General features: G+C 43.7%; 13 protein-coding genes. 11 read left to right on the top strand and 2 right to left on the bottom strand.

Features of this window, described 5'->3' with window-relative positions; genetic code table 11:
• Nucleotides 1–8: 8 nt before the first annotated feature.
• The 3 genes from DBZ36_RS03015 to DBZ36_RS03025 all read left to right on the top strand — a co-directional run bounded on the left by DBZ36_RS03015 (nucleotide 9) and on the right by DBZ36_RS03025 (nucleotide 1,313).
• Nucleotides 9–347, top strand: coding sequence for a P-II family nitrogen regulator (locus tag DBZ36_RS03015; protein ID WP_120353455.1), 339 nt, complete (start codon nucleotides 9–11; stop codon nucleotides 345–347).
• A 175-nt stretch (nucleotides 348–522) separates the two neighbouring features.
• Complete coding sequence (locus DBZ36_RS03020) at nucleotides 523–879, top strand: RraA family protein (RefSeq protein WP_120353456.1); 357 nt, start codon at nucleotides 523–525, stop codon at nucleotides 877–879.
• A 236-nt stretch (nucleotides 880–1,115) separates the two neighbouring features.
• Nucleotides 1,116–1,313: a hypothetical protein gene (locus tag DBZ36_RS03025; RefSeq protein ID WP_158589016.1), complete on the top strand. Its 198-nt coding sequence runs from the start codon at nucleotides 1,116–1,118 to the stop codon at nucleotides 1,311–1,313.
• On the opposite strand, the gene DBZ36_RS03030 is transcribed toward DBZ36_RS03025, so the two are convergent.
• Entirely contained in the window at nucleotides 1,305–3,098 is a 1,794-nt protein-coding gene (locus DBZ36_RS03030; RefSeq protein ID WP_158589017.1) for a sigma-54-dependent Fis family transcriptional regulator, read from the bottom strand. The two genes, DBZ36_RS03025 and DBZ36_RS03030, sit on opposite strands and share 9 nt — an antisense overlap.
• A 239-nt stretch (nucleotides 3,099–3,337) precedes the next feature.
• On the opposite strand from DBZ36_RS03030, the gene exaC reads away from it, so the two are divergent.
• On the top strand, nucleotides 3,338–4,858 hold the full coding sequence (exaC, locus tag DBZ36_RS03035) for an acetaldehyde dehydrogenase ExaC (protein ID WP_120353459.1): 1,521 nt from the start codon (nucleotides 3,338–3,340) through the stop codon (nucleotides 4,856–4,858).
• Nucleotides 4,859–4,916: 58 nt separating this feature from the next.
• Here exaC and bamD read toward each other — a convergent pair whose 3' ends face one another.
• Nucleotides 4,917–5,654, bottom strand: coding sequence for an outer membrane protein assembly factor BamD (gene bamD / locus DBZ36_RS03040; RefSeq protein ID WP_120353460.1), 738 nt, complete (start codon nucleotides 5,652–5,654; stop codon nucleotides 4,917–4,919).
• A gap of 267 nt (nucleotides 5,655–5,921) precedes the next feature.
• Between bamD and rluD the strand changes: the two genes are divergently transcribed.
• The 7 genes from rluD to pssA all read left to right on the top strand — a co-directional run bounded on the left by rluD (nucleotide 5,922) and on the right by pssA (nucleotide 14,999).
• Nucleotides 5,922–6,896 carry a 23S rRNA pseudouridine(1911/1915/1917) synthase RluD gene (gene rluD / locus DBZ36_RS03045; protein WP_120353461.1) on the top strand — a complete coding sequence of 325 codons (975 nt, stop codon included), beginning with the start codon at nucleotides 5,922–5,924 and terminating at the stop codon, nucleotides 6,894–6,896.
• The gene (gene pgeF / locus DBZ36_RS03050; RefSeq protein ID WP_120353462.1) at nucleotides 6,896–7,627 is read left to right on the top strand and encodes a peptidoglycan editing factor PgeF; all 732 of its coding nucleotides are present in this window, start codon (nucleotides 6,896–6,898) and stop codon (nucleotides 7,625–7,627) included. The genes rluD and pgeF overlap by 1 nt, the downstream gene beginning before the upstream one ends.
• 109 nt (nucleotides 7,628–7,736) lie before the next feature.
• Nucleotides 7,737–10,313 (top strand): ATP-dependent chaperone ClpB, encoded by a 2,577-nt coding sequence (gene clpB / locus DBZ36_RS03055; RefSeq protein ID WP_120353463.1) that lies wholly within the window; start codon nucleotides 7,737–7,739, stop codon nucleotides 10,311–10,313.
• A 212-nt stretch (nucleotides 10,314–10,525) separates the two neighbouring features.
• On the top strand, nucleotides 10,526–11,977 hold the full coding sequence (locus DBZ36_RS03060) for a multiheme c-type cytochrome (RefSeq protein ID WP_120353464.1): 1,452 nt from the start codon (nucleotides 10,526–10,528) through the stop codon (nucleotides 11,975–11,977).
• A gap of 55 nt (nucleotides 11,978–12,032) precedes the next feature.
• Nucleotides 12,033–12,599, top strand: a complete 567-nt coding sequence (locus DBZ36_RS03065; RefSeq protein WP_120353465.1) for a NapC/NirT family cytochrome c — start codon at nucleotides 12,033–12,035, stop codon at nucleotides 12,597–12,599.
• Between the two features lie 234 nt (nucleotides 12,600–12,833).
• Nucleotides 12,834–14,027 (top strand): potassium/proton antiporter, encoded by a 1,194-nt coding sequence (locus DBZ36_RS03070; protein ID WP_120353466.1) that lies wholly within the window; start codon nucleotides 12,834–12,836, stop codon nucleotides 14,025–14,027.
• A gap of 138 nt (nucleotides 14,028–14,165) precedes the next feature.
• Nucleotides 14,166–14,999 carry a CDP-diacylglycerol--serine O-phosphatidyltransferase gene (pssA, locus tag DBZ36_RS03075; protein WP_120353467.1) on the top strand — a complete coding sequence of 278 codons (834 nt, stop codon included), beginning with the start codon at nucleotides 14,166–14,168 and terminating at the stop codon, nucleotides 14,997–14,999.
• Nucleotides 15,000–15,105 lie beyond the last annotated feature (106 nt).

Here is a 15,105-nt window from a genome sequence, read left to right on the forward strand (position 1 = left end):
TTACTAACATGAAACAAGTAACTGCGATAATTAAGCCCTTCAAACTCGATGATGTTCGTGAAGCGCTCGCAGAAGTTGGAATAACCGGCATGACCGTTAGTGAAGTCAAAGGATTTGGCCGTCAAAAAGGGCATACGGAACTCTATCGAGGCGCTGAGTATAAAGTAGATTTTCTTCCAAAAGTTAAATTGGAATTGGTTGTGCTTACTCAGGATCTTGAGCGCTGTATCGAAACTATTGTAAACGTAGCGCAAACCGGAAAAATCGGTGACGGAAAAATCTTTGTGCGCGAAGTTGAACGCGTCATACGTATTCGTACCGGCGAAGAAAACGACGAAGCGATCTAAGTTCTACCCAGTCTAACCGCGCCAACATTTCCCTATCTCGAGTTGGCGCGAGTTTCTAGTATCGCTTGAAACCCTATACCTTAAACATTCTCCATAGTAAAAATAGCATGTGATTCAATGCGTTATTGGCTTTTGGTACCATTAACCCACTTCTCAATTGTTGGCAAGGGATGTTATGAACACCTTGAGTTCGTTTTCTGATTTTTCCAGCTGTGATTACGCAGATTTTCTCGAACAAAATTCGTTTATGGATCACGGTATTAGGCCCTTGCATTTAAGTAGCTCTCGTTTGGTTGGCAAAGCATATACAGTACGCTGTGATGCAGGGGACAACCTGATGGTACATGCCGCAATTTATAAAGCGCCACCGGGTTCTATATTGGTTATCGATGCTGGAGATGTCCGATCTGCGGTTGCTGGCGGTAATGTTTGCGCAACGGCTCAGCAGCGGGGCATTAAGGGATTTATTATCGATGGGGTGATTAGAGATGTGGGCGAGATCCGCCGTTTAGATTTTTCAGTATACGCTTGAGGTAATGTACCCAAGCCTGGTGGCAAAGAAAAATTAGGAGAGCTTGGCTCAGTTATAATACCAATCCCATTATATTTTTGGTCTTTTACTTGTTGTACTAAAACGCTTAGCTTTAGGAAGAACTCGCGGTTATTAGCGGTCTAATGACAAGAGTTATGACGACAAGATTGGTGTTTTAGTCAAACAATAGTGATCAATAAATTACTGTGATTGGTATAAGCTGCGGCGGCGCGAAGGTGCGTAACGGAGATATTGTCGTTGCCGATGAAGAAGGTGTTGTTGTTATTGGTAAAGATGTAGCTGAACAGGTTTTTAAGAAAACCCAACAAAAATGTTTTAAAGAAAAGCACCAAAGCCTTGAGCAATGGCAAGCTGAGCACTATAAAAAAATAAGTGCAGCGTTATCAAAACTTGGTTCAACCGACTTACTCTAGCTTAATCTCAAAGCGTTTTATTTTTCTATACAAGGTAGAGCGGCCAATACCTAGGGCTTTTGCTGTTTGGCTTATATTACCCCGATGTTGTTGATAACAACGTTTAATTGCTAGGCTCATTTCGTCTTCAAGATGGTTCTTACTGACTTTGTTTTGGGCTTGATTGGTGATCAAGTCCTGCTGATGTTTCGGTAAATCTTGCCACGTTAAACTCGCTTTATGTCGAGTAAGTACACAGGCGGTTTGCAACAAGCTTTGAAGCTGGCGAATGTTTCCTGGCCAATGATATTCGATTAATTGCCGTTTTAGTTCAGGTTCTAATACTTGGCTAATATGGCTGTGTTTGTTGAATACATCAGTAACCATGGCTTCTAGATCACTTCGGTCGCGAAGGGCTGGTAGCTCGAGTTGTAAGCCGCATAATCGAAAAAACAAATCTTCTCGGAATAACCCTTGTTCACATAGTTTTTCAAGTGAGGTGTGGGTTGCCGCTACAATACGTATATCTACTGGATAAGATTGCTCTGAACCAAGTGGGCTTAGCTCTCGTTCTTGTAGCACCCTTAATAGCCGAGTTTGGGCACTTAGCGGTAAGTCTCCGATTTCATCTAAAAACAAAATTCCTTGTTGTGCCTGGCGGATTTTTCCTTTGCTACCATTACGTTTTGCGCCAGTAAAAGCGCCGTCAACGTAGCCGAATAGTTCCGATTCAATTAGATTTGACGACAAAGCCCCACAATTGATCGCAACCAAGGCTTGGTTGGCCCGTTCACTCTGCTGGTGAAGATTGCGCACAAAGTGCTCTTTACCTACGCCACTCTCACCATAAATAAGTAAGGGGATGTCTTCATCAATAACACACAGTGCTTGTTCAAAACTGCGCTGCAAATTGTCATCACGCGAATAGCTGTGCGAAGGTTTTTCGATAGGTGCAGGCCTAGCTTTAACGTGAGAGTTTTGTTGGCGTTGCTGTGTGAGTTCGAAGTAAAGAGTATTACTTGCATCGAACTCTGGCCCTTTGAAATTTAGCATATCCTCCAACCCGGTCAATTCACTAAGTTGCGACCCCAGAATTGACCGTTTTGGATACAGGCGTTGAGCCGTTCGGTTACACGCAATAATTTTTTGATTTGAATCGGCTATCACTAAGCCCTGCCATCCGCTAGTTAATAGTTTGGGATCAATTGCAACTTTCATTTGATAGAAAGCGCTAGGGCTTTCTATCATGAGTTGATTCTCAATGCATTGCGCTATTTGTCGCACCAACAATTGAGTGTCGTATTGATGAATGGCTTGTTCAGTAGTGACGTCGATGACACCTACCAGTTGACCGGTACTATCGAATATCGGATGAGCGGTACAACTGAGGAACTTGTTTTGATGTAAAAAATGTTGGTCTCCGAGAATGGTCACCAAGCTTTGTTCGCTTAAAGCGGTACCGATAGCGTTGGTACCCTTGTGCTGTTCTTGCCAAAATACACCCGGTTCTAAAGCGATATCCACTAGTCGTTTGGAGAAGTGTTCTTGGCCCCAACTGCCTAAAATCATACCTTGTGGATCTGCCAAAATCAGTCGACTAGCACTATGCGCCATGGCTTGAATAAACAAAGGCAGCGCAGCTGTTTCACAAGCGTTTATAAGTTCTCGCGCATGATGTTGATTGGATTGTAATTCGCTACGATCAACTTTTATTAGCTCAGGCGTACTGTCGCGCAGTAAACCAGCAGCTTGGCTTCGCTGCCATGAATGTGTTAACCAACTGTTGCTTTCTTGAAGCGTTATCATGGGCATCCTAAGTGTGTCACTTTGATACAATTGCAGCGTTACACATTGATTCAATGTGAGATTTTTAGATATTCAAAAAGTGTAACCTGAACTTTAGGTCATTTAAATTAACCTTAACGATCAGTTGTTTACAATTATTTAACCTTTATTGTATGCCAATGGCACCCTCCTTGCCTTAGAGCTATGTCACATTAGCGCACTTTTTGCGCATCGTTATCGTAAATGACAAGGATGGAACCATGAAATATGCACAACCAGGTACTAGTGATTCAGTCGTAAAGTTTAAAAGCCAATACAATAATTTTATTGGTGGTAATTGGGTAGCTCCCGTTGAAGGTCAATACTTTGGAAATATTTCACCTGTTAATGGAGAGGTGTTCTGTGAGGTTGCTCGTTCAGGTTCAAAAGACATTGAATTGGCCTTAGATGCTGCACATGCTGCGCAAGAATCGTGGGGCAAAACTAGTGCTGCAGAGCGATCAAACGTATTACTGAGAATCGCTCAACGAATAGAAGATAATCTTGAGTATCTGGCGTTAGTAGAAACATGGGATAACGGTAAACCCATTCGCGAAACGATTAATGCCGATCTACCTTTGGTCGTGGATCATTACCGTTATTTTGCGGGGTGTTTACGAGCCCAAGAGGGAAGCGCAACTGAACTAGATCCAACGACGGTTAGCTACCATATATCTGAACCACTTGGAGTGGTTGGGCAGATTATTCCCTGGAATTTCCCATTACTAATGGCCGCTTGGAAATTGGGACCCGCGCTGGCAGCAGGTTGTAGCGTAGTGCTTAAACCCGCAGAGCAAACGCCGGCTTCAATTCTGATTATGATGGAACTCATCCAAGATTTATTACCCCCTGGTGTTGTCAATGTGGTTAATGGTTATGGCGCAGAGGCTGGTGATGCGCTGGCAAATAGTAAGCGTATTGCCAAAATTGCCTTTACTGGTTCCACGGAAGTTGGACACCACATTCTTAAATGTGCAGCAAATAATTTAATTCCTTCTACAGTTGAGCTAGGTGGCAAATCACCAAACTTATACTTTGCCGATATCATGGACCACGAAGATGACTATCTCAGCAAGTGTGTCGAAGGGATGTTGCTTGGTTTCTTTAACCAAGGTGAAGTTTGTACTTGTCCGTCTCGAGTGTTAGTACAGGAATCTATCTATGATGCGTTTATTGCCAAAGTTATGGAACGCGCAGAACAAATCAACCAAGGCCATCCACTAGACACTGACTCTCAAGTGGGAGCTCAAGCCAGCAAAGAGCAGTTTGATAAGATCCTTAGTTATCTTCAGATAGGGAAAGATGAAGGGGCGCAAACGCTTATTGGAGGCGCAGCACTGGCGACCAATGACGGTCGAGATGGCGGATTTTATATTCAACCGACGCTGCTTAAAGGCAATAACAAAATGCGAGTTTTCCAAGAAGAGATCTTTGGACCTGTCATTGCAATTACAACATTTAAAGACGAAGCCGAGGCCTTGGAGCTTGCCAATGACACAGAATTTGGCTTAGGGGCAGGCTTATGGACTCGGGATACTAACTTGGCTTATCGCATGGGTCGTGGAATTGAAGCGGGTCGGGTTTGGATTAATTGCTACCATGCCTATCCAGCTCACGCTGCTTTTGGTGGCTACAAAAAATCTGGTATTGGTCGAGAAACACATAAAATGGCATTGAACCATTATCAAAATACTAAAAACATGTTAGTTAGCTATGACATTAATCCACTTGGTTTCTTTTAACTAAGATATTCAGGTATAAAAAAGGCCGCTAACGCGGCCTTTTATGTTTAAACATCAATTAGCTATTTGAGCGAGCAACTTTAGCTGCTTGGTCTGCAAGATCATTGAGCCCTAGGGTTCGATAACTGTTTTCCATGATCCGCAGCGCGTCGCGAGCAGATTCGGTATCGGGGAAGGTCTCAATGATGTAACGACAGCGATTAATCGCAGCCAAAGGCGCATCACGCTTCACATAATAACGTGCCACTGCTAGCTCATGCCGCGCTAAGTTGTACTTCAAGTAGATCATACGTCGACGCGCGTCTGAGGCATAAACGCTATCGGGGTAACGATTAATCAATAATCTAAAGTCACTAAAGGCGTCTTGGGCAAAACTTGGGTCACGGTCATATCGGTCAACCCGCATGATACTTTGGAAAAAACTATAGTCTGCTGCCATGTGTGATAAACCACGCATGTAATAGACATAGTCTAGGGATTGATGGGTTGGATTATTTCGCAAAAAGCGATCAATATTAGCTTGTGCTTTGGCTGTTTCCCCCTGTTTATAATAAGCGTAGATCAAATCAAGTTGAACTTGCGTAGAGTAAGGGCCAAATGGATATCGTGTATCCAAAGCCTCGAGTGTTTCTGAGGCATTCAAATAGCTTCCCGCATTCAACTGTTTTTGCGCTTGCGCATAAAGCTCAGAGGCGGGCTGATCTGGGATTTTTGGTTGTTCGCGTTTGTTTCCTGAACAGCCGGCTAAAAAGGCTGAGAAGAGTAAGATAGCCCAAATTTTTTTGCCGATTAGCATATATTTGTCATCATTCCAATTTGACAGTTTTGCAGAGTATCCTAGATGCAACATCAATGGTCAACGTTAAAGCATGTTCAAGCTCGAGATAAGCGAGCTAGAAAAGTAAAATTAGGCAGAAACTCGACGCTTTATTGATAGAAAGCGACTGTCTTGCGTTATTCCGTCGCTTTTCCTTTTATCGAGTGCTTAGCTATTGTACTATTCGCGACCTATTTTTACGGCTGATGTACATTTGTATGTCGCTGAGCTACAACAAGGTGACTTATGAGCCAGCAAATCGAGCTAAATGAAACTGTACCCGGTAATTTAAGTGGAAACCGCTTGGATTCTGCGTTAGCAGTTCTATTCCCTGACTATTCTCGTACCCGCATTAAAGAGTGGATTTTAGCAGGTGAAGTTCGCATTAATGGTGAGGTGAAAACTCAGCCCAAAGAGAAAGTCCATGAAGGTGTACAGGTTGAAATCCGTGCGGCAGTAGAAGAGGCCGTAGTTTGGGCGCCGGAAGCAATTGATCTAGATGTTGTATTTGAAGATGAGCATATTCTAGTTATCAATAAACCAGCTGGTCTAGTCGTACACCCTGGTGCAGGTAATTCAGAAGGTACTTTACTTAATGCGTTGCTACACCATTGCCCAAGCGTTGTTGACGTACCGCGGGCTGGTATTGTTCACCGTCTCGATAAATTAACCACCGGTTTGATGGTGGTCGCTAAAACTATCATTGCGCAAACGCAATTAGTTAAAGACTTAGAAAAGCGTCTTATCGTTCGAGAATATGAAGCGATAGTAAATGGTGTGCTAACCGCTGGTGGTCGCGTAGACGCACCTATCGGTCGTCATCCCACTAAACGTATCAATATGGCAGTGGTAAATAACGGCAAACCCGCTGCAACTAAATATCGCGTTGCAGAAAAGTTCCGTCAGCATTCTCGCTTACGTTTGCGCTTGGAGAGCGGACGAACACACCAAATTCGAGTGCATATGGATCACTTAGGTTACCCGCTAGTTGGCGATCCTAACTATGGTGGACGTTTGCGTCTACCAAAGCATGCGAGCACCGAATTTACCGAAATATTACGTGGTTTTAAGCGACAAGCATTGCACGCCCGTATGTTGCAATTACAGCACCCGGTTAGCTGTGAGCTACTGCAATGGAAAGCGCCAACCCCAATGGATATGCGCGTATTAACGGTTGCTATGCGTAATGACTTAGCCTTGTTTCAAAACCCTCAAGACTAATGACTATTCACGCGGTTGACTGGGACGCACCAGCAAAGGTAAAAGCTTTTTTTACCGACCGCGTTAACGGTGTGAGCCAAGGGCCTTATCAAGGCTTTAACTTGGCTCAACACGTTGGCGATGATGCTGCACATGTGCAGTCTAATCGAGACTGGTTAAACCAACGGAGTAATTGTTCTTTAGCATGGCTAGATCAAACTCACTCCTGTCACTCCATAGAAATCAGTTCTTCAACTAATCTAAACACAGCACTAGCTGCCGATGCGAGTTTTAGTCGTCAACCTGGTTTTGGCTGCGTGGTGATGACAGCCGATTGCTTACCTATCCTTATTTGCGACCAAAATGCCACGGTTGTTAGCGCTATTCATGCTGGGTGGCGTGGTCTTGCCAATGGTATTGTTGAGCAGACCTTGGCTAAAATTGCTTATCCCAACGCAAACTTTAGCGCGTGGATTGGACCAGCAATTGGGCCTAAACGTTTTGAAGTTGGCGCCGAAGTTAAGCAGGTATTTGTGAATACTAATCCACAAGCGAGCCTTGCGTTCAAAGCAACAAATGCTGATAAATATCTAGCCAATTTGCCTTTGTTGGCGGAACAAAAATTACAGCAGCTTGGTATTAAGAGCATCTTCCAAAGCCAATTGTGTAGCTTTGATGACACTCGTTTCTATTCCTATCGTCGCGAGCCAGTTACTGGACGCTTTGCCAGTCTTATCTATCTCGAAAAATAGATAATAACACTCTATATCTGCTAGTTTTTTAACCATCCTCGCTTGAAAGCTCAAGATTTACTCCCATATTTACATACATAGAACGAATTTTAATTTGTGGAGAAGTATTATGCGTTTAGATCGTTTTACCAGTAAGTTTCAGCTTGCCATATCTGACGCTCAGTCCCTAGCCTTAGGCCGTGATCACCAGTTTATCGAACCGGTCCACCTGATGGCGGCAATGCTCAATCAAGATTCGGGCGCTATCAGACCATTATTAGTCGCTGCGAATATAGACGTCAGTGCTTTTCGCTCCCAAATATCAAAAGCAATGGAACAATTGCCGCGAGTTGAAGGGAGTGGTGGCGATGTCCAGCTCTCAAATGTGTTGGTGTTACTGCTCAACTTGTGCGACAAACTGGCGCAAAAACGTAAAGATAGTTTTATTTCATCTGAACTGTTTTTTTTAGCTGCCTTGGAAGATAAAGGCACCCTTGGTGATATTCTTCGTGGCCTCGGCGCTAGCAAAGAGAGCATTGAAGCTGCCATCACTAAAGTGCGTGGGGGACAAAAAGTAGATCAACAAAATGCCGAAGATCAGCGTCAAGCTCTCGAGCGTTATACTATCGATCTCACGGAACGTGCCGAGCAAGGCAAGCTAGATCCTGTTATCGGTCGTGATGATGAAATCCGCCGTACCATTCAAGTCTTACAGCGTCGTACCAAAAACAACCCGGTATTAATTGGTGAGCCAGGAGTGGGTAAAACCGCGATTGCTGAGGGCTTAGCTCAGCGTATTATTAATCATGAAGTTCCCGAAGGCCTAAAAAACAAACGGGTACTTTCGTTAGATATGGGGACCTTAGTTGCCGGTGCTAAATATCGCGGTGAATTTGAAGAACGTTTAAAAGCGGTTCTCAATGAGTTAGCCAAAGAAGAAGGTCAGGTCATCTTATTTATCGATGAGTTGCATACCATGGTTGGTGCCGGTAAAGGCGAGGGCGCAATGGATGCGGGAAATATGCTGAAACCAGCGCTGGCTCGTGGTGAATTACATTGTGTCGGTGCGACAACGCTTGATGAGTATCGACAATTTATTGAAAAAGATGCCGCTCTTGAACGTCGTTTCCAAAAAATAGTGGTCGAAGAGCCGAGTGTTGAGGATACCATTGCTATATTGCGTGGCCTTAAAGAACGCTATGAGTTACACCATAGCGTCGAAATTACAGACCCTGCCATTGTTGCCGCTGCTAGCTTATCCCATCGCTATATTTCAGGGCGACAACTGCCGGATAAAGCCATCGATTTAATCGACGAAGCAGCATCGTCGATTCGATTACAAATAGATTCCAAACCGGAAGTTCTCGATAAGCTTGAGCGCAAAATTATTCAACTCAAGCTCGAGCAACAGGCTTTAGAAAAGGAGCATGACGCCGCTAGTGTTAAGCGCTTAGAGTTGCTTAAAAATGAGCTGGTGGAAAAAGAAATCTCTTTTCAAGAGCTTGATGAAGTGTGGAAAGCCGAAAAAGCAGCTTTGTCTGGCACACAACATATTAAGACCGACTTAGAGCAAGCTCGATTAGACCTCGAGGTTGCACGGCGAGCGGGTGATTTAAGCCGAATGTCGGAGCTACAATATGGGCGTATTCCTGAACTTGAACGTCAACTCGACCTAGCGTCACAAGCAGAAATGCAGGATATGACCTTACTGCGGAACAAAGTCAGCGAACATGAAATAGCAGAAGTGCTCGCTCGCTGGACTGGAATTCCGGTCAACCGCATGCTTGAAGGCGAGCGCGAAAAGCTGCTTAAAATGGAAGACCAGTTGCATAGCCGTGTTATAGGACAAGGTGAAGCTGTAGACGCGGTATCCAATGCGATTCGCCGAAGTAGAGCTGGATTATCCGATCCGAATCGTCCGATTGGGTCTTTTTTGTTTTTGGGTCCAACCGGAGTCGGTAAAACTGAGCTGTGTAAAGCACTTGCAGAATTTATGTTTGATAGCGATACATCAATGGTCCGTATCGACATGTCTGAATTTATGGAGAAGCACTCAGTTGCAAGACTAGTAGGAGCACCTCCAGGTTACGTTGGCTATGAGGAAGGCGGCTATTTAACAGAGGCTGTGCGTCGCAAGCCATATTCTGTGATTCTACTTGATGAAGTAGAAAAAGCGCATCCTGATGTATTCAATATTCTACTGCAAGTACTTGACGATGGGCGTCTTACAGACGGACAAGGTCGCACCGTAGATTTTAGAAACTCAGTGGTGATTATGACCTCTAATCTTGGATCCGACCTTATCCAAGAAGGCTATCAAGCTCAGAACATGAACTATCAGCAGATGAAATCTGCGGTAATGGGGGTCCTTTCAGATCATTTCAGACCTGAGTTTTTGAATCGTGTCGATGAAACGGTAGTTTTTCATCCATTAGCTTTAGACGAAATCGCACATATTGCCAAAATTCAACTGCGTCGATTGATCCCAAGATTAGAAGATAAAGGTTTTAAAATTCGTTTTAGTGACGCGGCTGTGAAGTGTATTGCTAATGCTGGTTTTGACCCTGTATATGGAGCACGTCCCTTAAAAAGGGCAATTCAGCATCAACTGGAGAACCCATTAGCTCAAGCCATTTTGTCAGGAAACGTCGTTCCAGGACATTTGATTAAAGTAGATGCTCAAGACGGAGAACTAATTTTTTCTTAAGCATATCAATTGCTAAAATATGAAGCATAGTCAACATTGGCTATGCTTTTTTGTTTATTATTCACTCGTGTCTAGTTCACATTTCGTACAAGTATTCTGAGAACACCTGTTTATTTTGTGTGTAATTGCTAATATAACCTTAGTTATTATATGGAATAGTCAGAGATTGTGTCGTACTGACAATTGCAGTTTTTAAATTGCATGGAGGCAGCATGAACAACATGTACAGAAATTCCTCACGTCTTTTTATCCTTCTTGCGGGACTGGTTCTCGCAGCTTTAAGCTTTACTAGTCATAGTGAACCCAAAGCGCATATCCTCAAGCCCTTTGCTAACTTAAGTGCCGAGTCACAAGACTGTGCTGCCTGCCATAAAGACAAACATACCAGTCTTTATCAACAATGGGGTCGCTCTAAGCACTATGGTGCAAACGTTGGTTGCTATGAGTGTCACGTTGCCGATGAAGCTGATGCCGATGCAATTGAACATGAGGGCTATACCATTGCAGTGATAGTTTCACCAAAAGACTGCGCCCAATGCCATAGCAAAGAAGTCGAAGAATTCTCGGCTAGTCACCACGCAAAGGCTGGAAAAATTCTCGGTTCTCTCGATAATATGTTAGCTGAAGTTGTCGAAGGCGCATTAACCTTTAATGGTCAATCTCCAGCTGCTGTTAGCGGTTGTTGGCAGTGCCATGGTTCTGTGGTTAAGGTCATGGAAAATGGCGACTTAGATCCGACTACTTGGCCTAACACCGGTATTGGTCGTATTAATCCCGATGGCTCAGTAGGGGCATGTACAGCTTGTCACCAACGTCATGAGTTCTCTATGGTACAAGCCCGTCGTCCTGAAGCGTGTGGTAAATGTCACTTAGGGCCAGACCATCCTCAAAAAGAAATTTATGAAGAGTCCAAACACGGTATTAACTTCTATGCCAATGTGGATCGAATGAACATGGAATCGTCTAAGTGGGTTGTTGGTGAAGACTATGACGCTGCTCCAACCTGTGCAACTTGTCACATGTCAGCAACTAAACGTCTTGGTATAACGCACGATGTAGGGGATCGTATTTCTTGGACCTTACGTCCTGCAATTTCTGAGAAAATAGATGCTAAAGACATTGCCAATGGTAAAGAAAGCAAACCGTGGCAAGAACGCCGAGCAGATATGGAAGCTGTTTGTGAAAGTTGCCATAGTTCTGGCATGGTCGAAAGTTTCTACATGCAGTTTGATGCCCTCGTTGAGTTATACAACGAGAAGTTTGCCCGCCCAGGGGCTGGCATTATGGCTGAACTGAAAAAACATGAAATGATTACCGAGCAACCGTTTGATGAAGAAATTGAATGGACATGGTTCTATTTATGGCACCACGAAGGCCGAAGAGCACGCCATGGTGCAGCGATGATGGCACCTGATTACGTTCAATGGCATGGAATGTATGAAGTAGCCGAGCGTTTCTACATTGAGTTAGTTCCTCAAACAATAGAACTTATAGAGAAAGCAGAGCACGCTGGAAACACCGAAGGTGCAGAAGCGGTGCGCAAAGTTCTCGAAGAAATTCTAAGTCGACCAGAGCATGCGTGGTTTAGTGGGACCGAAGATCCAAAAGTAAAAGCGGCCCGCGAAAAAGCCCAAAAAGAGTTTAAAGAACGCTACGTACAATAGGCAATCGGTGCCCTTGGCGTAAGCCAAGGGCTGTCTCAAACTATGAGGCTGAGATATGAGTAAAAAATTCTCCCGGTTAATGCAAGCGATGCGACGCCGCATCTGGCTGGGCTTACCTTTAGGCTTGTTTGTGTTCGTTGGTTTTATCGTGTTTGCTGTTGGTGGTTTTCAAACCATGATGCATGTAACCAATCAAAATGAGTTTTGTTATGCTTGTCACGTCGGTATGGATACGATCGTCGAGGAGTACCAAGCTTCACCTCACTTTGTATCTGACGATGAAGTTCATGCGACTTGTGCAGATTGTCATGTACCCATAGACTTTGTTGGTAAAATAGTCACTAAAACCAAGGCCAGCGCCGACATCTATTATATGTTGATTGGCACAATCAATATGGAGAACTTTGAAAGTGAACGCTTACGTTTAGCCGAACACGTTTGGCATGAAATGGAAGCCAACGATTCACAGGCTTGTCGTAACTGTCATAACGAAGAGCAAAACTTCGATCTAGCCAAACAGCCAGCACGAGCCCGGACCAATCACCAAAAAATGGATGCATTGGAAAGTACTTGTATTGATTGTCACTATGGTATCGCCCATAAACGTCCTACAGAACTATAGATTAGTGACCGTATCAACCGCGGTTCGCTAGTTTATGTTCGTCAGCTAAAACCTAACAATAATGGATTAAGTCAATAATAAAACGGCTTGATGTTTCAAGTGATCTCAATTGTTGAGCGGGTTCAATTCAACTGCACTAGCGACTATAACAAGTTGCAACGCTGTTATTCAAAAATGAACCTGTCATTTCTGCTAATATCATGCTCAATATATTATTTTTTGCAAAGAGGTCACGTGACAACAGAGATACTCATGATCGGTATGTCGATTCTGATCGTCATAGGAATTTTACTCCATCACCCCTCGCGTACCCTTGGCGTCCCTTCGTTACTTATTTTTATGGGTGTTGGTTTATCGCTAGGTAATGGTGAGTTCAATTTTGTGTATGATAACTTGGACAGAACGGCCTGGATTGGCGCATTGGCATTAAACGTTATTGTTTTTGTTGGCGGTCTCAATACTTCAACTGAAAAAATCAAAGTAAGTTATAAAGAAGGTGGGGTGTTGGCTTCATTCGGAGTGATATTTACTAGTATTATTTTCTCCTTTATTTTGTATTTCTTGCTCGATTTCAATTTTATCACATGCTTATTGTTTGCAGCCATTGTGTCTTCTACTGACGCAGCTGCTGTATTTTCTATACTTCAATCAAAAAAATTAGTGCTAAAGGAGCAGACCGATACGGTTTTGGAGTTTGAGTCCGCAACCAACGATCCAGTAGCTATGCTTATGGTTATTGTGCTGACCGAAATGGCTTTGTCTTCGGATCAATCAATTGCTGGTTCCGCACTGGCTCTCAATCTGCTTTCTCAAATTGGAATTGCACTTATATTTGGTTTTGTGGCTGGTAAAATCGCCGTCTACTTATTGAATAAGATTAAACTGTCTGAATATGGCTTGATTCCAGTTTTTGTTCTCGCAAGCTTTGTCATCGCAAGTTATGGAGCTGAATTATCCGGTGGGAATATTTTGCTGGCGTCTTATGTTGCTGGTGTTGTCATTGGCAATGGCATTAAGCATGGCAAGCTAGTTAACCAACACTTCTTTAATAGTTTATCTTGGTTAGCACAAGCGATGATGTTTATCGTACTAGGCCTCCAGATATTCCCCCAGACGCTAGTCTCAGTGTTTAGTATTTCGATCTTACCTGCATTGTTACTTATATTTGTTGCGCGTCCATTGGCTGTGCAACTTTGCTATCTTCCTTTTGTTAAAGCTAGTTGGCAAAAACGAGTCTATATATCGTTTATTGGGCTCAAAGGAGCAACTCCGATTGTCTTTGCACTTATCCCTGCTGCGGCCGGTGTACCTGGTGCCATAGATATTGTGCACATGGTCTTCTTTTTCGTTTTGTTTTCTATATTTATTCAAGGTGGAGCAATTGGTCCTCTGGCCGATAAGCTTGGCCTTAGGAGAGAAAACAAGTAGTAACCATAGCTTAGAGGCTAGAACAATAAAGAACCGTATGACGTATGCTCCTGATTTGAGTTCGCTTACGCTTCTTCGCTGGTATAATACTGTAATCAAGTAAATAGCACTCCTTATCTAACAAGGTATAAGAAATTAATGAACGAGCACAATTCGAATGATAACTCTCCAAGCAAAGGTATCTATCTGTTACCCAACCTTTTCACAACTGCGGGGCTGTTTGCTGGATTTTATGCCATTGTTGCGTCGATGAATGCTCAATTCGATCTCGCTGCAATAGCTATTTTTGTGGCGATGGTATTCGATGGGCTTGACGGCAGGGTCGCTCGTATGACCAATACCGAAAGTGCCTTCGGAGCTGAGTATGATTCAATGGCCGACATGGTTTCATTCGGTATTGCGCCTGCCCTAGTTGCCTACAACTGGGCATTGCATGATCTGGGTAAGGTCGGCTGGTTATCTGCTTTTATTTTTACTGTTAGCGCTGCGCTTCGATTAGCGAGGTTTAATACTCAGGTAGGGATTGCTGATAAGCGCTTCTTTCAAGGCTTAGCGAGTCCCGCTGCTGCTGCTGTTGTAGCGGGCATGGTATGGGTTGCCCAAGACTTCCATGTAGTGGGAGACTTTTTAGCACCATTTGCCGCTTTGATCACCGTTCTGGCCGGTGTACTGATGGTTACCAACTTCCGCTATCCAAGCTTTAAGGGTGTAGATCTTAAAGGTCGAGTCCCATTTGTTGTCATGTTGTTGATCGTCTTGGGCTTAGTTGTTATAGCGCTTAAGCCTTCGTTAGTACTCTTCACTGCCACTGTTGTCTATGCAGTGTGGGGACCGGTTTATACCATTCGTTCCGTGAAGAAACTAACCTTTGGACATGTGGTCGGTGATGATCATGACGATGAAGAAAATCTTGAATCTAAAGATGGCGAAGAAGACGCAGCAGATAGTGACGATAAGCCGGCTAATAAATAATCGAATTGTGTGTTTTTAAGAGCTTAAAGCTCTTAAAATCAATTAAACGCAATTAATTACAAAAAACGCTTGCCATGATCAAAGGGATCCCTATAATGCACCCCAC

Source organism: Alginatibacterium sediminis, from assembly GCF_003610775.1.
GTDB classification, from domain to species: Bacteria; Pseudomonadota; Gammaproteobacteria; order Enterobacterales; family Celerinatantimonadaceae; genus Alginatibacterium; species Alginatibacterium sediminis.

Excerpts from the sequence above, each read along its gene's own strand:
- DBZ36_RS03015 (WP_120353455.1), top strand. The coding sequence starts at position 9 with ATGAAACAAGTAACTGCGATAATTAAGCCCTTCAAACTCGATGATGTT.
- DBZ36_RS03020 (WP_120353456.1), top strand. The coding sequence starts at position 523 with ATGAACACCTTGAGTTCGTTTTCTGATTTTTCCAGCTGTGATTACGCA.
- DBZ36_RS03030 (WP_158589017.1), bottom strand. The coding sequence starts at position 3,098 with ATGATAACGCTTCAAGAAAGCAACAGTTGGTTAACACATTCATGGCAG.
- exaC (WP_120353459.1), top strand. The coding sequence starts at position 3,338 with ATGAAATATGCACAACCAGGTACTAGTGATTCAGTCGTAAAGTTTAAA.
- bamD (WP_120353460.1), bottom strand. The coding sequence starts at position 5,654 with ATGCTAATCGGCAAAAAAATTTGGGCTATCTTACTCTTCTCAGCCTTT.
- rluD (WP_120353461.1), top strand. The coding sequence starts at position 5,922 with ATGAGCCAGCAAATCGAGCTAAATGAAACTGTACCCGGTAATTTAAGT.
- pgeF (WP_120353462.1), top strand. The coding sequence starts at position 6,896 with ATGACTATTCACGCGGTTGACTGGGACGCACCAGCAAAGGTAAAAGCT.
- clpB (WP_120353463.1), top strand. The coding sequence starts at position 7,737 with ATGCGTTTAGATCGTTTTACCAGTAAGTTTCAGCTTGCCATATCTGAC.
- DBZ36_RS03060 (WP_120353464.1), top strand. The coding sequence starts at position 10,526 with ATGAACAACATGTACAGAAATTCCTCACGTCTTTTTATCCTTCTTGCG.
- DBZ36_RS03065 (WP_120353465.1), top strand. The coding sequence starts at position 12,033 with ATGAGTAAAAAATTCTCCCGGTTAATGCAAGCGATGCGACGCCGCATC.
- pssA (WP_120353467.1), top strand. The coding sequence starts at position 14,166 with ATGAACGAGCACAATTCGAATGATAACTCTCCAAGCAAAGGTATCTAT.